We start from the raw sequence: 21,897 nt of genomic DNA, 5'->3' as shown, positions 1-21,897 counted from the left end.
AAAATGAGCTGGAAACATCATGATTCACTTTGCTGTATCCATCGATTAGTTAATAAAAACAGACGGATAAACCAATCAAGTACCGTATTTCAATGTATTTATTCAGGCCGTGTCGCACCCACCACCCTCATCCCCAGCCCTTCTCCCTCAAGGGAGAAGGGAGCCTATCGTGCCAACGGATTAACTTCAGTTCAAATTAAGATGGGACAGCCCTGATTTAAAGCCGGGCCCATTCGTCGTAACCAGAAGAAGAGTAGTCGTCAGAATCTTCCGGTGATTTTTCCAGTAAAGGCGTGCTCTCACTGATTCCGTCGTATTCAGGCGGCGTTTTCTCCTGAAAAAATCCACGATGCTCGCTTTTTTTCACAGGAAAACGCTCCGGTGGGTTCTCGTTGAATTCCTCGAAGGCCAGCTCGTCCGCCTCATTCATCTCTGGCAGCTCCGGCATGCCGGGTTCGAATTGCTTCATGATGATTTTGGATATAATAATTAAAACCAGCGCCGCTCCCAATACGCCGAAACCAGCACCCAGCGGCATCAGTGCGATGGAGCTGAATACGAGGGCCGGAATCAGTGCATCAATCAACACCGAGCGTACCAGATTAAAGGCCTGAAAACGCGCCATTTGCTGATGGTAAACCGATTTCGCCGACAAGGCCTGCATTTGCAGATACAGGCGTTTTCGGGTATTCAGATCGGTGCTGTTGTTGAACTCGTCCAGCAGCTCCTGACCTTCGCTGCTGGCCCGGCGACTTAATTCGCGTGATTTGGCAATTTCAAGCCCGCCATTAATGGCAGAATAGGCCACGGTCAATACGAAGCACAGCGCGGCACCCGCGAGGCCAATGGCGGCGGCTGTTGCTGCCGGGATCATCACGGGGGGGAAAAAGAAACAGCAGGTCAGGGCAAATGCGATGAGCAGGGCGCCGGCATAAAATATGTCATTTTCCATGGCCCGGCGTCGGTGTTTCCACTCAAATTCCGTGTGTTCATGCAGTTTTACCAAATCCTTGCGCTGCTGTTCAAGCGCGGCAATTTTTTCCAAATCCGGGACGGCCGCAGCACGTAGTTTCGCCAGTTCGGCCTTAATGGCCTCAAAGGCCTGGCCAATTTCCAGCATTTTTTTATTATGAGCGGTGGATTCTTCCCAATACCGCAGGCAGGACAGACCCAAATCCATTAACAGCAGGGCCGCCGTCAACACATTGCCGCTATAGCCCAGAAGCCCCGGTCCCACCAGCCAGAAGAAACCGGCCAGATTGGCTGTGGCCCAGATAAGATCGTTAAGCAGAGCAAATTTCCTTTGCTGCCACTGGGTTTTAAATCGTTCTGCAAAAGGAATCTGTGCCTCTTCCTTGCTCATCCACGGGCCTTTTATGCAATGCTTGAGCAGCAGACCGAGTTGAATACCGAAACGGGCGTAATACAAAACCCAGCTCATGTAGCCGGTGGTGGAAGAGGGCATGCTCAGTCGTCTGTTGGCTTCGACGGTATTAATACCCGTACCCTGTAAGACAGTCAGGAGAGAGCCAAGCATACTGCCACCCCAGACCCAATACAGACGTACGCCGTTCAGCTCGCTCATGTTCTCGATGACCTTGCCCGTGATATGCTCACTGAATTCGTTGTAGGTAGAGCCAAACAGAGACAGCATTGTTTGCACAAAAGAAGGAGAAAAATCACGCATGGCGGTGAATTTAAGTGCTTTGTCCGAGGCAACCGTGTCTTCAAGCAATAACGAGCCAGGTGTGTCCTTATCAACACGTACGCTCAGCTGATCCAGGAGATCATTGCAGCGTCTCATCCCATCTTTCAGCTCGCCAAGCCTGTAGCGACGACCTTCCATTTTATCCAGCTGATACTGCATGTTCAGCAGGTTTAGCGTGTAAACCAGTCTGTTTGCCAGCGCCTCTCTTTGTTCCATGGTCAGAAAACGAAAGGTCGCTTCGTTGGTTTCTGATAACTGCTGCAGGTAATAATTTAACAGGTTGGGCAGCAGGGCGCGATGGCTGTGCAGTTTGTGCGGATTGATTCTGCGTTTGATGGTTTCATCGTTTTTGCTGCGATGAAAATGATACATATTACGAGCCTGAGCGATACCATCCATGCCCAGCAAATCCACATTTGGCGTGTCAGAATTCGGATTGGCTGATGGCATGATGTCACCTCGTTTTCATCTGCTCTTGATAATGGCGTATTCGGCTGAATACAGAGTGTTCTTTTTTATATCATAGTATTTATTTAAGGAACAAGGTAATTTTCTTTAACTTTACATTTGCAGAATACAGTCAAAGCCTGGGCATTTTCATTTCACTTGCATAATATTTTTGTTAGAATGGCGTCGTTTTTTAATTTCTGGAGTTGCATATGTTTTGGGAAAAAGTAAAAGGCTGGATGCGCAGCCACTGGAAAACAGTCGCTGCTATTTCTCTTGCAATGATAGCGGCCATTGTTGTTGGTGCCGTGTGCGCAAACCCCGTTGGTGCGCCGATTGTAGCCGCAGTAGCCGCAATCAAGATTTTTTCAGCCATTGCGACCATGTCACCGATCTGGATTCCCTTTGTGATGGGTGGATTGGCTGCCGCCGCCACGCTGATAGCGGCTGTTACGTTCAACGCTGCAACCTGGGTGGCTAACTGGCTTGATAAAAAGATTGATAAAAAAGGCGCTGGCGCTGAAAAAGACGCATCTCATCATTATCCGGACATCGATGACGCGAGAAGCCGACGTGCCATGAGCCAGTTGGGTGGTCAGCGGAATGCAGCAACGCATGGCCACGAGAGTCAGGGGCATTATCCTTCCCCTCATCGTCGCTCACGCACGCCGGCCGATATAGCGGAACATACCTCGCGGTCTCCGTCGAACGGTATTGGACTCTAAGAAGCATTAATCGATTAACTGGCAGGATCTCACCGAACCGCGACCGTCAGGAAGCGGAAGTCTTACGATCCTGCTCAACAGAAAGTTCTGCACAATGCGTACCAGGAATTTCCGCTTCCTGACGGTCGCGGTTCGGAAACAGGACTCAAAACTGCGATGTCCCTGCCTCTGGATTGCGCTCGAGAGAACAAGACTATTCCCCCTCATTACGCTATAATCTTCCGATTTTATTGACACAGGTTTCATTCATGAGCAAGCTTCGCACGATTCTGGTTACCAGCGCCTTACCGTATGCCAATGGACATTTACATCTCGGGCATCTGGTGGAGCACATACAAACGGACATCTGGGTGCGTACGCACAGGATGCTGGGCCATCGCTGCTTCAGTGTCTGTGGTGACGATGCCCACGGTACACCGATCATGCTTAAAGCCGAGCAGATGGGCATCACCCCGGAAGCCCTGACTGGCGAGATGCAGGCCAGTCACGAGCGGGATTTTCATGCGTTTGCCATCGCCTACGATTGCTATCACACCACCCATTCACCTGAAAATCAGGAAATGGCCAATCGCATTTATACCCGTCTGCTGGAAAATGGCGATATTGTCAAAAAAAGCATTCATCAGGCCTTCGATCCGGTAAAGAACATGTTTCTGCCCGATCGCTACGTCAAGGGAACCTGCCCAAAATGCGGTGCCGCTGATCAGTACGGCGACAGCTGCGAAGTCTGCGGTGCCACCTACGCGCCCACCGATTTGCTGAACGCCGTATCGGCGATTTCCGGCGCCACGCCCATCGAGAAAGAGTCTGAGCACTACTTCTTTGATTTACCGCGCTATGAGAGTCTGCTCAGAGACTGGACCCGCAACGGTCATTTGCAAAGCGAGGTAACCAACAAGCTGGATGAGTGGTTCACAGCCGGTCTGAAACTGTGGGATATTTCCCGTGACGCACCGTACTTTGGATTCCCCATACCGGGGACCGTTGATAAGTATTTTTATGTGTGGCTAGACGCACCTATTGGCTACATGGCCAGCTTTCAAAAGCTTTGTCAGAACACTGATCTGTCGTTCGACGAGTTCTGGGCTAAGGATTCGGAAGCTGAGCTCTATCATTTCGTGGGTAAGGACATCGTTTATTTTCATGCGTTGTTCTGGCCGGCCATGCTGGCCGGCAGTGGTCATCGCCTGCCTACAGCGGTTTATACCCACGGCTTTTTGACAGTCAACGGGCAAAAAATGTCAAAGTCACGTGGAACCTTTATTGAGGCCCGTCGTTACCTTGAGCATCTGAATCCTGAGTATCTGCGTTATTATTTCGCAGCCAAGCTGAATGGCCGGGTGGACGATCTGGATCTCAATTTTGATGACTTCATTAACCGCGTCAATGCCGATCTGGTGGGTAAAGTGGTGAATATTGCCAGTCGCTGTGCGGGTTTTATCAACAAGCGCTTTGATAACCAGCTGGCCGCTTCACTCAGCGATCCAGATTTGTATCAGAATATCCTCAGCGCCCGCGAAAGCATCGTTGATGCTTACCTGCAGCGTGATTACGCGCGCGCCATTCGTCAGATCATGGATTGTGCTGACCGCGTGAATCAATACATTGACACCAGCAAGCCCTGGGTGCTGGCCAAAGAGCCTGAGCGTCTTGACGAGGTGCAGGCCATCTGCACCATGGGTCTGAACCTGTTCCGACTGTTGATGACTTATTTAAAACCGGTTCTGCCGGCGATGGCTGAACAGGCGGAAACCTTCCTCAATTGCGCGCCGCTTACTTTCCAAAACATTGACGAGCCTTTGCTTGATCAACGCATTAACGGTTTTATTCCACTGATGCAACGGGTAGAGCGTGAAAAAATCGATGCCATGCTGAGTCCGGCGCCATGACTGTCACGGTGAAAGCCATAGACGCGCTGCTGCCGCAGACGCAGTGCGGGGAATGTGGCTATCCGGGCTGTATGCCCTATGCCGAGGCCCTGGCACAGGGCCATGCCCCTATTGATCGCTGTCCGCCGGGTGGTGTTGCCACGGTCAAGGCGCTGGCTGAGCTGCTCAGGAACGATGCCAGTCCTTATCTGCAGGCAGCCGAGGCCAATACCCGCGCGCCGTCGCAGGCGGTGATTCGTGAGGCAGAGTGCATAGGCTGTACCAAATGCATTCAGGCCTGCCCGGTCGATGCCATCCTTGGCAGTGCTAAAGTCATGCACGCCGTGATCTCGACCGATTGCACAGGCTGTGGCCTGTGCGTGGAGCCTTGTCCTGTCGACTGTATTGAGCTGCAGGAGCTGGATGCGCCTCAATACGATAAAAACAGAGCACGCCAGCAATTCCAGCAGCGGCAGGTGCGTTTGCTGCGGGAGCAAAACGAACAGCAACAGGCGTACCGCGCCCGGCGTCGTTTGAGCGCTGAAAACGAGGCTGATCAGCGTGATATGCAGGTCAAGCAGGATTATATTCTGCAGGCTCTGGCGCGCGTGCAGAGCAAAGGAAAGCATGAATAAAAAGGCGCGCCACGAACTGTTCAGCCGGTTGCGTGCGGCCAATCCGCATCCGACCACCGAGCTGCATTACAATTCGCCATTTGAACTGCTCATTGCTGTGATGCTGTCAGCTCAGGCTACCGATGTCAGTGTAAACAAGGCCACCGGGCCGCTGTTTCAAGTGGCCAGTACGCCAGAAGCCATCCTGGCTCTGGGCGAAGACAGGCTGAAAGACTATATTAAAACCATTGGTCTCTTTAATACCAAAGCCCTTAATGTGCTGAAAACCTGCGAGATACTGATAAGCCGGCATCAGGGACAGGTTCCTGCCAACAGGGAGGCGCTGGAAGCCCTGCCTGGCGTCGGGCGCAAAACTGCTAATGTGGTGCTGAATACGGCCTTTGGCCACCATACCATGGCGGTGGATACGCACATTTTTCGCGTTGCCAACCGTACCGGTCTTGCCCCTGGCAAAACACCGCTGGCGGTAGAGCAGGCCTTGCTGAAAGCGGTTCCTCCCGAATTTCTGAAAGATGCGCATCACTGGTTGATACTGCATGGCCGTTACGTATGCACTGCGCGCAAGCCTCACTGCATGGAATGCCCTATTCGCGATCTCTGTGAATACCCTGAAAAATCCAGTGGCATTTAAGCCGCGTTTTCCATAGAATCAGCTACAACGACCCGTTTGTTCAGGAGGATGCCATGGGGTTTTGGGATGGTGTGGGAAGTGCGCTGTTAATACCACGTAAATTTGGTTCCAGCCTGGTCCAGCAGGCGTTGGTTGTGCCTGAAGTGATTTACTCTGCCGTACGCGATCAACCGGTGCGAAGAATTCCGCTGATGGTGTCGAGAATTTCGGCGGAAGATGTGGCCTGGTCTTTGCTGGTTGCCTATATCCATACCCAGCTTGATCAGGCTGTCCGAGGATATCTGGAGGACAGCCCCGAGGACGCGGAGCAGTCCAGTTCCTATAGCTGGTTCTGTTTTTACCTGTTCATACAATTTGTTTTACTGGCTGTAAACGGTCTGGCCATGGCGTATACCAAGGTTCGCAAACCACTGCAGACCTTCGTACGCAGTGAGATACTGGAACTGGAAGCAGGTAATACCCTTGTCAATATCGGCGACCGCGGCTGTCGTCTGATTCGTTTGCAAGAACGGCTTGAATCCACATCGCACGAAGAGCTGCACCGTCTGCAGGGCAATGCGCCAGCCTACGCCATCCATTCGCGTTCGGGTAAAGCCTGGTTTCTTGACCGGCAGCACCGAATCACAGAACTTAATCCGGCCAATTTCACCAGATTCAAGGATCAGTTCCCACCAGCCGAGAAAGCAGGGCAGTTTATTCCTGCTACCAGAGCACAGCTTGATGTAATCAGCGCTCTGACCGGGCGAACACACCAGCATTTGCCAATGACCCTGTGTGAAGAAGAAAAATGCGGATCGCCGCTTAACTTCCTGCGTAACCGCACCTCCTATTATGTCACGGGCTCGCTGACCTGGTGTATGAGCCGGATTGGAAAGACTGGTCATTACATTACCACGGCTCTGAAGATGCCTGCGTATGCCCAGGCGGCTTTCCTCTCGTTGTGGTACGTGGCTGAAGGCATGAGCATTGTGGGCAATGGTCGCTTGATTCAACAGGGAGCCATACCTGAGCTGTGTGCGGATCATCAGATGGTGTATCTCCAGGAATATGTGGAATCATCGCTTGCCTTTGGCTTAAGCCACTGGGCCATGAGTGAAGTGATTATCCGGGCTCTTCAGCATGTAACGGGATGGCCACGTGAGTTGTACGAGAAAGTCGTAAGAGAGTATATGCTGCTGTTCAGTATCAGCATTGCCGCGCATATGTCCAAGGCACCGGCTGTGAAAACGTCAACCCGCTGGCATGATCCTGTCGGAGCGCTGCAGGGCAGTGCCGATGTGGCTTTTGAGATTGTGCGCTTAGGAGCGAGCAAGGTATTGCCGCCGATGTTTAAGGATCGTCCGGAAGGGCCGTCTCTTGCGGAATGGGTTGCGCGCATCAAAACGGCCTGGGAACATCCCGTTGCCCGCTATCTGGAATTTATTTTTATCCCTCGCTTATTGCGCAGCAAAACAGCGTTTACGGAAGATCCGGTGATCGCACCCAGCTGGGAAGTGGTGCGGCAAATGATGATAAGATTTCTTGAGGCCATCGAGATTATCCACAAAAGGCTGGATGTTAAGGCAGCGGCCATGGCTCCGGGCGGTGCCGGCAAGTTTGCAAATAAATTTTTTGGTCTTCCGGAGTCCATGGTTACTCAGCTGCTGATTTTGCTGAGTAACCCTGAAGCCATGGAAGCCTGTCGGGCTTTTCGACGCTATCTGTTTGCCATGGTGCCTGCCGAGATACGTAATGAAGATCTCGATTTTATCATCGATCTGCCGCCACTGCGGTGCAGCGATGAGCCCCTGACACATCCGGCCGATCGATCAGTGGCTGATGCCAGCAGTACCTCGTCAGCACGTACGGTAGAGGAAGCGCAATTGCTTATTCTAGATCACATCCGGCCGATTATTCCCCCGGCGCCGGCAGCGTCTTCCTCCTCCTCTTCCGATGTGCCGGAAAATCCAGTCGAAGCGCCCGGTGACGCCAGCCCGGCAGAGACGCCTGGTCTTAAAACACTCAGACAGAAGAGTGATGACCTAAGGAGACGCCCCACCCCGTCAGACGTCATTTTAGGTGCGAGACCCTTGCTTGCCAGTAGCAACGGGTTTTTTGCCAGCGCTGCGAGACAGAAAGATCCCAGTCAGATTATTCTGGGTAAACGGCCAGCCTGGTAATTCCAAAAATGAGGGGGGTGTTTCGTCTAAATATAGGCACAATGCAAAAAACAAGATAAGTTTGCATGAAATATGCTGATGGTGTTATATTCTCGCTCATGTTTCGCGGCGTTTTCGAGTTCGGTCTCGTCGTTTTTGACAAAAGGCAGGGCGTTTGATTCGTACAGCTTCTTCGGTAACAGCATCCATACGCTGCTACCCGGTCAGTATTGCCATGACAGCAGGGCTTGCCCTGTTGGTCAATACCTCATTCAAATTGATTGCCGTCATGGGGCTGGTCTTTTCGGCCAGCAGCCTGCTGTGCCCCCTGATTACCGGCCTGTACTTATGGATGCTGACAACGGTGTCCCCGATCGGGCAGCGCCATATTTTGAATCAGGCCTTACTGGCTCTGTATCTGTTCTCGATAGGCATCTACCTGCTGTTGAATCTGCCCGCAGCCGAGGGGGCGCTGGATAATCTGGCTTATCAGATTGTTTTTGACGATCTGCCCAGAAAATTTTTTGCATCCACACTGGCTTTTGCCCTCAGCTTTTACCTGCCCCATGCGTATTTTTTCATAAAGCAGACCGCCCTCCTGCAGGCCTTTCGTGGACGGCTGCTTATCGCATTGACGGGAGGGCTGGTGTTTTTCACCCTGAATTTTTTCCTGTTGTTTACCTCTCCGCGTATGGAAGATTTTGACCAGATTTATCTGGACTCCCTGCTGTTGGCGTCCTTCTTCCTGTTGATAATCGGTATCCTGTATTTTCTCTGTGTCAGACCCGCACAGCCGGGTTTGCCAGCGGCTGACCCCTCGAGCGCGGATGATGAGCGGTATCAATATCTCGTCAGTTTCGCCGTCATCATGTTACTGGTATGTCTGGCCTGTGAATACCGCCTTGTTTCGTTTACCAGCGATATGACGCTTGCGGCCAGCAGTATTTTACTGCCTTTGCTGATGATGATCAGCACAGTGGTTGGCGAACGCTTCGGTTATCAGGCCAGTAAGCGCCTGATTCTGGTGCTGCTGTCTGTTGAATTGATCTTTGATGCGCTGCTGATGCTGGTGGTACTTCTGCCGTCCCCTGAATTTTATGATCTGGATTCGTTTTACCATTTAACCCTGCCGCGTCGGATTCCGGCGGCAACGCTGGCTATTATTCTGGCTTTTGGCAGTAATGCCTGGCTGCAGGAGTTTTTGAAAAAATCGCTGTCGTCACAGGCATTACGCCTGTTTGTGGCCAACACGGCGGCTAATTCTCTGTTATGCCTGGTGACTTACACGATTCTGTTCTCTGGCGTTTATCCCGCTGAGCAAATCGTTGATCTGGCCATCAACGCCTGGATATACAAGATGTTGCTGTCGGTATTGGGCCTGCCCCTCATTTTGTGGGCCTGCCGCCGAAACAGGCTGTTGACTGCCTGGAGAGTCAAAAGTGCTCCTGATATGCCGTAGGTTGGGCCTTGGCCCAACATGGAGTTGGCGCCTAAGCTGATTGTTGGGCCGAGGCCCAACCTACTACTACCATTTCCATCGCCCTGTGTTTAGAGAGCAGGGAGCCGTTGTGAACTCATTTGTTATGACTTCTTTTTCTGCGGTCGCTTCCAGCCTGTCACTGTTTTCTGCCGGCTTTCGGTCAGGGTCAGTTCACCAGCCGGGACGTTCTTGCGGATGGTGCTGCCTGCTCCAATCGTAGCATGTGCACCGATGGTGACCGGGGCGACAAACTGGGTGTCAGAGCCGACGAAAACGCCGTCTTCAATAATGGTCTGATGCTTGTTGACACCATCGTAATTACAGGTAATGGTGCCTGCGCCAATATTGACGTCTTTCCCCAATCGGACATCTCCCAGATAGCTGAGATGACTGGCCTTGCTGCCCTCACCGAACAGCGCACTTTTGGTTTCGACAAAATTACCGATTTTGCAGTTATCCGCCAGACGTGTTCCGGGGCGCAGCCGGGCAAAGGGGCCAATGGCACAGTTTTTCCCTGTTTCACACTGATCCAGCACGCTGTTGGCAAAGACTTCGCAGCCAGCATCGAGGCTGACGTTACTCAGCGTGCAGTTAGGGCCAATGCGACAGCCGTCTCCGAGTGTTACGTCGCCGCTGATGACACAGTTCACATCAATGTACACATCACGTCCGCAGCGCAGCTCACCGCGAATATCGATGCGGGTGGCGTCCGCTATCATTACGCCCTCCAGCAACAGCTTTTCAGCCTGGCGCTGTTGCCACACGCGCTCGAGCTGCTGTAACTGCAGGCGATTGTTCACGCCCTGTATTTCGGATTCGTCTTCGGCACATAACGAGATGATAGGTTTTGCTTCTTCGGCAGCAAGGGCTATAATTTCTGTCAGGTAGTATTCTCCCTGAGCATTGCCGTTGCCCAGTTTCGGCAGCCAGCGTCTCAGGTCGTCTGATTGAGCGCAGCAAATGCCGCTGTAGATTTCCTGTATTTGCTTTTGTTCGGCACTGGCGTCTTTTTCTTCCACGATGGCGAGAATGCTGTTTTTCTGATCGCGGATGATGCGTCCAAGGCCAAACGGATTATTGAGCCGGGCGACCAGCAGAGCCAGTGGTGCGGTTTGACCAGGCGCCGCTTTGGCCAGCTCAATTAAGGCGAGCAGGGTGTCGCTTTGTATCAGAGGAACGTCGGCCGACAGGACCAGTACCTGGGCTCCGGCAGGAATATGAGGCAGTGCCTGAAGAACCGCGTGTCCGGTACCAAGCTGCTGCTCCTGAAGCACCCAGTCAAGCGGCTCATCCTTCAGCGCCTGTCGAATCTGTTCGCCGCCATGACCGTATATCACATGCACGGCCTCAGGGTGCAGACGTTCAGCGCATTCGATGACGTGTTTGAGCATGGGTTTTCCGGCCAGGGTGTGTAACACTTTAGGCGTTTCAGAAAACATGCGTTTACCCGCTCCGGCGGCCAGAATAATGATGTGTAATGACATGGTTGTGTTTTTTCCTTAAACGTGAGGCGCTTTCTGGATGATTGGGCGCTGATTTAAACAGTCTGCATTTCTGTTGCAGATATGACAATTACTGATATGATAAAAAAATTGCAACAAAAGGAGTAGTGCAATGACGATATTTCTAGCAAAAATAAAGCCTGAATTGATAAACATTCTGAAAAATACCACAACCGAGACCATTAAGGCAGACAATAGCCTTGCAAATAAAACCATTACCTTCTTCTCTCTGGGATATTGCGGGCGAGACACGGTTGTGGCTGGAAAAAAACGCAGCAAAGTAGATGACTGCATTCTTGCTTTACAGATCATGGTAGATCAGGGAAGCGATGAGAAAAACTATCTCCAAATGAAGCATCTGCTTGAAAAAAGCAAGGAGAATGCAACAGGTGTCAGTGATGAGGTGGGTTTTGGTGCTGGCATCACCGCATCGGGTGTTGAAAAAGCTCTGAATATACTGGAGCATGTTTATAACAAGTACAGGAACATGGCGTTGACCGATATTCCTGATGATAAGGATCCTTACCATATCTGTTGTCGATATCTCGGTGTGTATCTCGCGGATAAGGTCATTGAGGCACTGAAGCCGCCCAGTGGGCCAGTAGGCAAGGTAAAAAAAATCATAGCGGAGCATCCGCAAATGGGCGCAGGCCATCTCGTGACCATGGAAAAAGAAAAGCATATCAAGGCGACACTGATAGCATGCCGGGAAAAACTGGAAAGAGAACATCGTAAGACCGCTGAAGAATATCTGGACAGCCCGGATTATCATGCTGCCCGACGAGACATTTTGATTGCTCAACTGGAGAAATTACGCACGGATAACATCAGCGTGTGCACGTCTCATGGCGTCAGTCTTGATATACCGGTCGTGTCAACCAGCATACTGTCTGCCAGCGTTGCTACGCCTTCGGTGGGGGCAACCGCAGGGACTCTGGAAGATGCCATTGCAGGCGCGTTGAGAGATATCATGGCCCTGGACCCTGCAGTCTGTGAGGCAGAGCTCGCTGGAATGGCGCTGTAGAGCGTCGAATGATTTAACAAGGTACCTGTTTCCATTTAATTTTGACATGTGTCGTCCCCGCGCAGGCGGGGAACCATCCATGATTTGCGCACAATGCTACGCTGGAGAATAGATCCCCGCCTACGCGGGGATGACACTTAGTTGGGCCAAGGCCCAGCCTGCGTCATATCAGGATTATTGTGATGGGTACTGGTTCAATATGGCCTTGATTGAAATTACATGTATTATCTAAAGTCACTCAGCGCTCCAGGCGCTCAATTCACCGCACAGATTACTCTCCATGCGGACTTTGACCTCGTCAATGCTCAGGTCTTTGCTGAATAGATACAGCAGTTTGCAATGAGCGGCTTCCGGCGTCATGTCATGGCCGCTGATTAATCCCGCCTGCTGCAGGCTGTTACCCGTCGCGTATTGACCCATTTCCACTTTGCCCTGCTGGCATTGCGTGCAATTGATGATCACCACACCACGGTCACAGGCATCTTTCAACAGGTCGAGAAAACGCGGATCGTTATTAGGTGCGTTGCCTGAACCGTAGGTTTCCAGAATCAAACCCTGCAACGGCTGTTGCAGCAGGTAACCCAGCACATCGGTCACAAAACCAGGAAACAGACGCAGGTTGGCAATAAAATGCGGGCGGATTGTCTGCAGTTGAAACGCTGATGTCGGAGCTGCCAGCAACAAGTCCTGATTCAGCTCAATGTTTATGCCAACACTGGCCAGATGTGGGAAATTGGGCGAATCAAAGGCATTAAAACGCTGCGCGCTGATTTTCTGCGAGCGGTTACCGCGTAGCAAATGCTGGTTAAAGTAGATGCATACTTCATTAACCGGATGATGGGCGCACAGCCAGAGTGAGGTAATCACGTTGTCGGCTGCGTCGTTGCGAACCTCCGACAGAGGGATCTGCGAGCCGGTGATGATCACCGGTTTGGCCAGATTTTCCAGCATAAAAGACAGGGCGGACGCCGTGTAAGCCATGGTATCCGTGCCATGAAAGATCACAAAGCCATCAAAATGCTCATAGTCTGAGGCGATGTCGCTGGCAATACGATTCCAGTCGCTCATCGTCATATTGGATGAGTCAAGTAAAGGCTGGTATTCGCGAATCACATAATCCGGCATATCAGGATGCTTTAAGGCCGGAAGCAGAGACAGGGCAGCAGCCACGTAACCCTGGACCGGTTCATAACCTTGAGGGCTTTTCACGCTGCTGATGGTGCCGCCGGTGTTTAAAATCAGTATCCGTTTTTTCACAGTCAGCGTAAGCCTCATGATAGATTGATAATTCGACAGTTTATCCTGTCTTTACGGATATGCCAACGAAGAAAGTCCGGGCTGGTTGACAAGGCATCCCCACGATGGTGAAATAAAATTTACCATATCAGGGAGTGCGTTATGGCCGAATGGGAATTGCTGTTAAGGGAAATTAATGCGGCGCTTAATCCTCTTATTGAACGCCGGGAATATTACCGCGAGGGGTTGATTGCCTTTCGTAAACTGCTGGAAGGTTATTTTTTCAATGATGCCCTGGTCAGAACGCTGGTCGAAGCGGCAGGTCCCGGCGAGCAGATTTTTGATTTCAGCGCCATAAAAGACAGCATGAAGGCCTGTCTCAGCGACGAGAACGCCCTGCTTCATTGCGCCTGTGAATCCAGCCTGTGGACGGAAGCGCGAACCCTAAGCCTGGCAGGGGCGCTGGATACCCAGGTAGCCGCCAGCACCCTGCCCCTGCGTTATGATGAGCGGGCACATTACAGCATCGAGTTTAACCCGCCCTTTACTGGTAAGGCACAGGCGTTTATGCGCCAGTTTGCCTATGGCTTAAGCCTGTATCGTGTCTATCTGAGCGTTTTTGATGTCTATTATAATCTCTTCAGCTCAGACTTTCTCAACGTGGCGTATGCAAAATCCTGTCTCGAATATGCGGGTACATTACGGGGAACACTGCCGGAAAATGCTGAGCCTGACACCCTGATCAGGATATGGAAAGAGGCCAAAACGGCTAAAAAACATATCAAGCCCCTTTTAAACCCATTGCGTGATGAGCATCTTCGTTTTGAACAGACATTCCTGCAGGCCAGCTCCAGTCTGATTTCGTTGTTTGACCGCGGAGCAAAACAGCTCGAAGAATCCTACCGTGCCTATCCGAACACCAGCGTGACGTTTATGCTGCGTGACACAGCCTGGCAGGTATTATTGAAACAAATCGCCGTTAATCTGTTTCAAAACCATTATACCTGGTCAACCATGAGAGGTACGCTGACCATTCTGCCAGCTTTCACGAAGCGTCTGGTTGCAGAAATCACACGCTTTTATGATGTGGTTCTGGACAGGCAGCTGGACTATAAATCGGAGTTAATGCTTGAGGCCATTGGTGAGCATGATGGAACACTGCGCTCGGTTCGAAAACAGGCGACGCGTCTGGGCCTGGCGTTAATTGAGGCACCGGTACAGGGCAGGGGGAGTGTACTCGGCACCTTTGGTCATTTTGCGGCCTGGCCTGTTCGTTTCCGGTATGCGGAAGCCACGGCCTCTTCATCCACGCCTTCACCATGAAACGGCGTGTTGAGGATGTGAAACGGCTCAAACAGGCGCAGCTTATGGCGTTGTTTTAAGAAAAGCGCAGAATTATTTGCCAAGGTCTTCTACTTTATGGAAAAATCAGGGTATTGACGATTTAAGGTAAGCAGTGATGCAATGGTTATTGATCGAGCCGGTTATCGGCTAAATGTTGGCATCATTCTTGTGAATGACTCCGGGCGTGTTTTTTGGGGCAGACGCCATGGACACGATGCCTGGCAGTTCCCTCAGGGGGGCCTGGCTGTCGGAGAAACGCCGCTGGAAGCAATGTATCGCGAGCTGTGCGAAGAAGTAGGTCTGGAGCGAGGCGATGTGGATGTACTCGGCGTCACCAAACGCTGGTTAAAGTACCGTTTGCCCAAACAGTATCTGCGCCACGGCAGCGAACCCCTGGTGATTGGCCAAAAGCAAAAATGGTTCCTGCTCAGACTGGTCACCAGCGAGCAGAAAGTGCGCCTCGACCTGAGCGATTCCCCCGAATTCGACAGCTGGCGCTGGATTGATTATCACGAGCCACAGGAACAAGTGATATTCTTTAAAAGACAAGTGTATTCTCAGGCCATGAAGGAACTGGAACATTTGCTGAAAAAACGTAGAACGCCGTATGGGCCGCGTCGCTGGAGAGGTAATCATAGTCGCTAAATGTTAAAAATATTAAAACGTATCGTACAGGATGTCACAACGGCCAGTCACTTGACGGAAGCATTGACTGTTCTTGTGCAGCGCGTTCGAAACGCCGTCAACGCTGACGCCGTTTCTGTTTACCTTATTGACAACAAACACGCCGAGTACGTGCTGATTGCAACCGATGGTTTGAACAAGCAGGCAGAAACCCGTGTCCGGGTCAGTCTGGACAGTGGTCTGATTGGCCTGGTCGGGCGACGCGAAGAGCCCATCAACGTCGAACACGCCGGTTCCCACCCCGATTTTTTTCATGATCCCCTGCTGGGTGAAGAGCACCTGAGTGCCTTTCTGGGTGTGCCCATTATCCAGCATCGTAAGCTGTATGGCGTACTGGTGGTTCAACAGGCTGAACCACGTTGTTTTGATGATGCGGAAGAGGCCTTTCTCATTACACTGGCGGCACAGCTCGGCGGTATCATCGCGCATGCCGAAGCCACCGGCGAACTGGCCTCTCTGACCGAGCCAAGACCGGCTGGCCCTTTGCCTGAGATGCCACAGTCGGTATTAAGTGGTATTGGCAGCGTGCCGGGCGTAGGTATAGGCCGTGCCGTGGTTGTCTACCCGCCGGCGGACATTGATATCGTTCCACGCCACAACGTGGACGACGTGGATGCCGAAGTGGCCATATTTTTTGACGCTCTGCAGGTTGCCCGCGATGATATGCAGCGCTTGAGCAAACGCATGAAGAGCACGGTTGCCGAAGAAGAGCATGCGCTGTTTGACGTTTACGTCCGTATTCTCGACAAAGACAGCCTTGGCGCCGAAGTAGCGGATGTGATTCGCAGCGAGCATTTAAGTGCCCAGGCGGCGCTGTCGTCAGTGATTAAAAAGCACGTGCAGCAGTTCGAAAACATGGAAGACGAATACCTGCGTGAGCGGGCCAGCGATTTTCGGGATTTAGGCCGCCGCGTACTCGCCGAACTGCAGCGCTCACAGCGCGAAGAAATCGTTTATCCCCGCCGAACCATCCTTATCGGCGAAGAAATTACCGCATCGGCTCTGGCCGAAGTACCAGAAGGCTGTCTGGCCGGCGTGGTGTCTGCCAAGGGAGCCAACAATTCCCACGTGGCAATACTTGCGCGCGCGCTCGGGGTGCCAACCGTGATGGGTGTCCGCGGTCTCAAAATCGAAAATCTGTCCGGTCGCGCCGTGATCGTAGACGGATTTTTAGGGCATATTTATTTTTCACCTTCGCGAACGGTGCTGGCTCAGTTTAAAAAACTGGCACAGGAGGAGATGGAGTTAAATCTTGGTCTGGTGAGTCTGCGCGATAAACCTGCCGAAACCATCGATAATTATCGTGTATCCCTGCAGGTGAACACAGGTCTCGCGCTGGACGCCGGTCTGTCCATGAGCGTAGGCGCAGAAGGTGTCGGATTGTACCGCTCGGAAGTGCCATTCATGAGTCGCGATCGCTTTCCCTCCGAAGACGAGCAGTACATTATTTACCGCCAGATTTTAAAAGCCTTTGCGCCCCGGCTGGTAACCATGCGTACGCTGGATATTGGTGGTGACAAGGTGTTGCCCTATTTTCCTGTGGAAGAAGAGAATCCTTATCTTGGCTGGCGCGGCATACGCGTTACCCTTGATCATCCTGATGTATTTCTGATGCAGGTCCGGGCCATGATGCGTGCCAGTGAAGAGCTGGGTAATCTGCGTATCATGCTGCCCATGATTACAACGCTTGGCGAGGTGGACGAGGCTTTGCTGCTGATTGAGCAGGCGTTTCAGGAATTGCTTGACGAAGGCTGCCGTATCGAAAAACCCAGACTGGGTGTGATGATTGAAGTACCGGCAGCAGTCTATCTGGCGCGAGAGCTGGCGAAGCGCGTTGATTTTCTGTCGGTGGGCAGCAATGACTTGACCCAGTATCTGCTGGCAGTGGATCGAAACAATGCCCGGGTTGCCGGTTTGTATGATGCCTTTCATCCGGCCATGCTGCGCACGCTTATCAAGATTGTCGAGGGTGGTCATGCGGCAGGTATTGAGGTCAGTATCTGCGGAGAGATGGCCAGCGATCCTCTGGCCGTTATCCTGTTGCTGGGCATGGGATTCAACACCCTGAGTATGAACTCTGCCAGTCTGCCGCGTGTAAAATGGGTGATCCGCAATCTGACTCTGGCGCGTTCGCGCAAGGCTCTGGCTGACGTTCTGGAGCTTGAACATGCCGGTGATATCCGCACCTATCTGCATAAAATGCTCGAAGAAGAAGGGCTGGGCGGATTAATTCGAGTGGGGAAAACCTGACGTCAACGCAATTCATGCGCTCTCAACGGTAAATCATTTATGCTGACCAATATTTTGTTGTATATCATCACGGGTTCCATTGCCGGTATTCTGTCCGGTGCGCTGGGGATAGGCGGTGGTGTTGTTGTGGTTCCGGCCTTGTTGATGATTTTTCAGCATAACGGCATTATTTCAGGCGATCTGAGCATGCATATGGCGACGGGAACATCGCTGGCCATTCTGATGCTCACGTCTCAGGCTTCTTTACGCGCACACAGACAGCTGGATGATATCCTCTGGCCGGTGTATCACCGTCTGTTCGCGGGTCTGATTCTCGGTACCCTTTCTGGGGCTCTGCTGGCTGACAGCATCCCGTCGAGCTGGCTGGAATGGTGTTTCGGGATATTTCTACTGCTGGTCGCCATGAAGATCGGTTTCGATCGAAAAGTCAGCCGGGGACGGCAGTTTCCGCCTCAGCTTATCAACCATATCGCCAGCTTTCTGATTGGCCTGTTGTCAGGAATGCTGGGTATCGGGGGTGGGCTGTTGATTGTTCCTTACCTGACGTATTGTGGGGTTAATATACGAAAAATCGTCGCCGTTTCTGTCTCCTGCACCATGACGGTCGCGATTATCGGTACCCTTGCCTTTATCATCTCGGGTTATAATCGACCGGGTCTGCCGTCCTGGTCAACCGGCTATGTTTATTGGCCGGCTGTGCTGTGCATCGGAGTTCCCGGGAGTCTGACCGCGCCCATCGGCGCGCGTCTGGCCTATGTTATTCCGCTTACTTATTTACGGGCGATGTTTATCCTGCTGTTGCTGGTGACCGCTTATGGCATGTTAACCTGATAACGAGAGGTGTTATGTTAGTTTACCCAGACTTTGATCCGGTAGCCTTCAGCCTTGGTCCACTCAAAGTGCATTGGTACGGGATTATGTACTTGTTTGGTTTTGCCGCCGCCTGGCTGCTGGCCAACTGGCGGGCGCGCCATTACCACCTGCCATGGAACAGCGAACAGATCGGTGATTTAATCTTTTATGCGGCTCTGGGGGTGATTCTGGGCGGCCGTATTGGCTACATGTTGTTTTATAATACCCACCAGTTGTTTTTCAGCCCGTGGACGCTGGTTAAACTATGGGATGGCGGCATGTCTTTCCACGGTGGCCTGCTGGGCGTTATCCTGTCCATGGTTTTTTTCGCGCATCGCTATAAAAAGCCATTTCTCGATGTCACCGATTTTGTCGCGCCCCTCGTGCCGATTGGTCTGGGACTGGGGCGTATCGGCAACTTCATCAACGGCGAACTCTGGGGGCGGGTCAGCGACGTGCCCTGGGCCATGGTCTTCCCCAACGCAGGTGATTTGCCACGTCATCCCTCGCAGTTATATGAATTCGGCCTCGAGGGCATTCTCCTGTTTGTGTTGCTCTGGTGCTATGCCGCCAGGCCACGGCCATCTGGGCGCGTTTCCGCGCTTTTTTTAATCGGTTACGCGATTGCGCGTATGCTTGCCGAATGTTTCCGAGAGCCGGATGCCCCCCTGGGATTTGTGGCTTTTGACTGGCTGACCATGGGTCAGTTATTATCCATACCCATGCTTTTGGCCGGTTTCCTGTTATGGTGGAAAAAACGATGAAAACCTATTTGAATTTACTTGAACATATTTTGCAGCACGGCGTTGAAAAAGCCGATCGAACCGGCACGGGAACCCTGTCTGTTTTCGGTTATCAGATGCGTTTTGATTTACAGGACGGCTTTCCCCTGGTCACCACCAAAAAACTGCACACGCGCAGCATTGTGCACGAGCTTCTCTGGTTTTTACGCGGTGATACCAACATTGCCTATCTGAACGAACAGGGTGTGACCATCTGGGACGAATGGGCTGACAGCCAGGGCGATCTGGGTCCTGTTTACGGGCGACAGTGGCGCAGCTGGCCCACAGCCGATGGCCGTCATATCGATCAATTGGCCGAGGTTATTCAGCAGATCAAAACTAACCCGGACTCCCGGCGCCTGCTGGTCAGCGCCTGGAACGTAGGTGAGCTGGATAAAATGGCTCTGATGCCCTGTCATGCCCTGTTTCAGTTTTATGTCGCCAATGGCCGCCTGTCCTGCCAGTTATACCAGCGATCGGCCGACGTGTTTCTGGGTGTGCCGTTTAATATTGCATCTTATGCTCTGCTCACGCACCTCATTGCTGTCGAATGCGGCTTGGATGTGGGGGAATTTATCTGGACGGGCGGAGACTGCCATTTATACCTCAACCACCTTGAACAGGCCAGAACGCAGCTGCAGCGCACACCTCTGCCACTCCCGCGACTGGTTCTGGCGCGGCAGCCAGCGTCTGTATTTGACTATCAGTTCGAGGATATTCAATTTGCCGATTATCAATGCCATCCGGGGATTAAGGCGCCGATTGCCATTTAGTGTGATCGGTGTTACTGACAGGGCCTGTTGACAATAACGTGAGAGGCGACAACTTAAAAAGGGACGTTCTCATTCAATTTGTAGCGCTTCTTATTGAGACAATTAATGAATCTGGAGCTAACCCGGACACTATCAGGGAAAAAATCGCAGAATTAGAAGGCCGCTATGAGTGCTCCCTGTTAAGCACCAGACAAGCTTCCTTGCCGCTGGGAAGTTTTTTCAAACCGGAGACGGATTCCTACCGGGTTTGGCGGTCTATAGCACAAACCGCTGAAGACTTCTGTGCGAATTATCAGTCCAGCAATAGTAACAGCATCTAAATCATAGGCATGCAGGCAGCCCAATCTACCTACGCTTCGATCATCAGGCGCGGAACAAAGGTATATTGGGTTGCTTCTATTCGTGCAGTCCAGTAAATAAAAAGCGCGTGGTTGTTGTACCATCAGAGTAATCGCAATCTCAAACAGGGCTATTATCGTTTGCAAACGACCTTGAAATATCTTGTCGGCAAGGAGCTGAGCCTGGGTGAGCGACAGGGGCCTGCTTTATAATTCCTATACCCAATGCGGATGAGCCGTTCGAGTTGGAATAAATTACTTCTCATGGAAAAAGTTCGGCTCGTTAAATGATCTAATTGTAGACAGAGCGTACAATTTTCGTTATACTCCGGAGCGCAAATGATAGCGAGTCATTCTGTTAATCAGTCAATCGGAGAGTTAATGATGTTTACTTGTGAATTGCCAGATGAAAATGCATTCATGGCCAGCTTTGATTTGGCTGGTAAATGGGACGCACCGCGTGTTAGTCACTATTTTAAAAATCTGGACAAGCAAAGTCCAATTCAAGGAATTTTGCTATACAAACAGAACCGTTGGAATTATGATGTTTGTAAAGGGATACAGTTGTTCATACGGAAAGAAGCAGATGTCCCTCAGACAATTTGGGATAATTACAGAGAATGGTTTCCAAAAATTGGTGTATTGGGTTTCATCAGCTCGCACAAAACATTCGGCACGAGATTTCAACTGACTTTGCAATTAGAAGAAGCTGATCAAAAATTATTTGATATGATTTTATTAGCTGAAATATTTGATAAAATAAATCCTGATTTTATCAGATTCCTTGAGCGCGTATTAAATTCTCAAAAGCCTGAATGTTTGCATATGGTTACGCCTGTACTCCCAGCTCCCGTATTTCCTGCTATTGGTGACATACCTGAGCACAGTTTGATTAAAATGCCGGTTCCCTCGGATCAACCTTCAAGTAGTTGCAGTAGTTCGTCCAGCACCAGTGTTATTGCTAAATACTCTTCAGAATATCCGGGACACCCATTTTTTTCTTCATACAACCGGCCACTTGAACAAAAACCGCCTACTGGTGATTTTGTTGCTCCATCCTTGGCATCCACTGCTTCATCAAGCCAACCCTGCTATGAAATTGAAGATCGTTTAAAAGTGTATTTGAATATGCTTGACCAGCGGAAAGAGATATTTAGTGATTCATTTAAACGTCTTGGCATTAAACAACCAATGAAACTTACCTGTCCGCTTTCTCTCTCTGTTTGTGATAAACCGGTCAGAGTTGATGGTGATCTCTTTGATTTTGATGAGTTGGTCAGGCTGGCAAAGAGATTACCCGATGGACGATTGGAGCATCCTGTCAATAGACTTCCATTTCGTCTCGATCAAATTCAGCCAGCCAGGGATATAGTGGAAAAACTTGAGAAAATCATAAAGAGAGCAGAAGATGAGGTAAAAAATGCGGAAGCGGAACTGGTAGAAAGTTCTCACCCCAGCCCATAGCAAGCGTGGCTGGGCT

General features: G+C 51.3%; 17 protein-coding genes. 14 read left to right on the top strand and 3 right to left on the bottom strand.

The window, feature by feature from the left end; all coding sequences use genetic code 11:
* Window positions 1-217: 217 nt before the first annotated feature.
* Window positions 218-2,158, bottom strand: a complete 1,941-nt coding sequence (locus ACQUTA_RS07100) for a hypothetical protein (RefSeq protein WP_444987533.1) — start codon at window positions 2,156-2,158, stop codon at window positions 218-220.
* A 209-nt stretch (window positions 2,159-2,367) separates the two neighbouring features.
* On the opposite strand from ACQUTA_RS07100, the gene ACQUTA_RS07095 reads away from it, so the two are divergent.
* The 6 genes from ACQUTA_RS07095 (at window position 2,368) to ACQUTA_RS07070 (ending at window position 9,611) form a co-directional block, all read left to right on the top strand.
* A complete protein-coding gene (locus ACQUTA_RS07095; RefSeq protein ID WP_444987532.1) occupies window positions 2,368-2,880 on the top strand; it encodes a hypothetical protein in 513 nt (170 codons plus the stop codon).
* A gap of 248 nt (window positions 2,881-3,128) precedes the next feature.
* The gene (gene metG, locus ACQUTA_RS07090; RefSeq protein WP_444987531.1) at window positions 3,129-4,769 is read left to right on the top strand and encodes a methionine--tRNA ligase; all 1,641 of its coding nucleotides are present in this window, start codon (window positions 3,129-3,131) and stop codon (window positions 4,767-4,769) included.
* Window positions 4,766-5,383, top strand: a complete 618-nt coding sequence (locus ACQUTA_RS07085) for an RnfABCDGE type electron transport complex subunit B (protein ID WP_444987530.1) — start codon at window positions 4,766-4,768, stop codon at window positions 5,381-5,383. Before metG ends, ACQUTA_RS07085 begins: the two co-directional genes overlap by 4 nt.
* Entirely contained in the window at window positions 5,376-6,014 is a 639-nt protein-coding gene (gene nth, locus ACQUTA_RS07080) for an endonuclease III (protein ID WP_444987529.1), read from the top strand. Before ACQUTA_RS07085 ends, nth begins: the two co-directional genes overlap by 8 nt.
* Window positions 6,015-6,067: 53 nt before the next feature.
* Window positions 6,068-8,173 (top strand): hypothetical protein, encoded by a 2,106-nt coding sequence (locus ACQUTA_RS07075; RefSeq protein WP_444987528.1) that lies wholly within the window; start codon window positions 6,068-6,070, stop codon window positions 8,171-8,173.
* 154 nt (window positions 8,174-8,327) lie between these two features.
* The gene (locus tag ACQUTA_RS07070) at window positions 8,328-9,611 is read left to right on the top strand and encodes a VUT family protein (protein WP_444987527.1); all 1,284 of its coding nucleotides are present in this window, start codon (window positions 8,328-8,330) and stop codon (window positions 9,609-9,611) included.
* A 122-nt stretch (window positions 9,612-9,733) separates the two neighbouring features.
* On the opposite strand, the gene glmU is transcribed toward ACQUTA_RS07070, so the two are convergent.
* Window positions 9,734-11,116, bottom strand: coding sequence for a bifunctional UDP-N-acetylglucosamine diphosphorylase/glucosamine-1-phosphate N-acetyltransferase GlmU (glmU, locus tag ACQUTA_RS07065; RefSeq protein WP_444987526.1), 1,383 nt, complete (start codon window positions 11,114-11,116; stop codon window positions 9,734-9,736).
* A 130-nt stretch (window positions 11,117-11,246) separates the two neighbouring features.
* Here glmU and ACQUTA_RS07060 point away from each other — a divergent pair, with 130 nt between their 5' ends.
* Complete coding sequence (locus ACQUTA_RS07060) at window positions 11,247-12,158, top strand: hypothetical protein (RefSeq protein WP_444987525.1); 912 nt, start codon at window positions 11,247-11,249, stop codon at window positions 12,156-12,158.
* Window positions 12,159-12,392: 234 nt separating this feature from the next.
* Here ACQUTA_RS07060 and ansA read toward each other — a convergent pair whose 3' ends face one another.
* Window positions 12,393-13,415: an asparaginase gene (gene ansA / locus ACQUTA_RS07055; RefSeq protein ID WP_444987524.1), complete on the bottom strand. Its 1,023-nt coding sequence runs from the start codon at window positions 13,413-13,415 to the stop codon at window positions 12,393-12,395.
* A 141-nt stretch (window positions 13,416-13,556) separates the two neighbouring features.
* Here ansA and ACQUTA_RS07050 point away from each other — a divergent pair, with 141 nt between their 5' ends.
* The 7 genes from ACQUTA_RS07050 (at window position 13,557) to ACQUTA_RS07020 (ending at window position 21,881) form a co-directional block, all read left to right on the top strand.
* Window positions 13,557-14,717: a hypothetical protein gene (locus tag ACQUTA_RS07050; RefSeq protein ID WP_444987523.1), complete on the top strand. Its 1,161-nt coding sequence runs from the start codon at window positions 13,557-13,559 to the stop codon at window positions 14,715-14,717.
* 141 nt (window positions 14,718-14,858) lie between these two features.
* Window positions 14,859-15,383 (top strand): RNA pyrophosphohydrolase, encoded by a 525-nt coding sequence (locus ACQUTA_RS07045; RefSeq protein ID WP_444987522.1) that lies wholly within the window; start codon window positions 14,859-14,861, stop codon window positions 15,381-15,383.
* On the top strand, window positions 15,384-17,672 hold the full coding sequence (gene ptsP / locus ACQUTA_RS07040; RefSeq protein WP_444987521.1) for a phosphoenolpyruvate--protein phosphotransferase: 2,289 nt from the start codon (window positions 15,384-15,386) through the stop codon (window positions 17,670-17,672).
* Between the two features lie 39 nt (window positions 17,673-17,711).
* Window positions 17,712-18,503, top strand: coding sequence for a sulfite exporter TauE/SafE family protein (locus tag ACQUTA_RS07035; protein WP_444987520.1), 792 nt, complete (start codon window positions 17,712-17,714; stop codon window positions 18,501-18,503).
* Between the two features lie 14 nt (window positions 18,504-18,517).
* Complete coding sequence (gene lgt, locus ACQUTA_RS07030) at window positions 18,518-19,288, top strand: prolipoprotein diacylglyceryl transferase (protein ID WP_444987519.1); 771 nt, start codon at window positions 18,518-18,520, stop codon at window positions 19,286-19,288.
* Window positions 19,285-20,079, top strand: coding sequence for a thymidylate synthase (gene thyA / locus ACQUTA_RS07025; RefSeq protein WP_444987518.1), 795 nt, complete (start codon window positions 19,285-19,287; stop codon window positions 20,077-20,079). Before lgt ends, thyA begins: the two co-directional genes overlap by 4 nt.
* Before the next feature lie 677 nt (window positions 20,080-20,756).
* Window positions 20,757-21,881, top strand: coding sequence for a hypothetical protein (locus ACQUTA_RS07020; protein ID WP_444987517.1), 1,125 nt, complete (start codon window positions 20,757-20,759; stop codon window positions 21,879-21,881).
* Window positions 21,882-21,897: the final 16 nt, after the last annotated feature.

The organism is Legionella navarrensis, assembly GCF_052527415.1.
The sequence above is the reverse complement of the archived record's forward strand: the minus strand, read 5'-3'. Positions and strand labels throughout refer to the sequence as shown.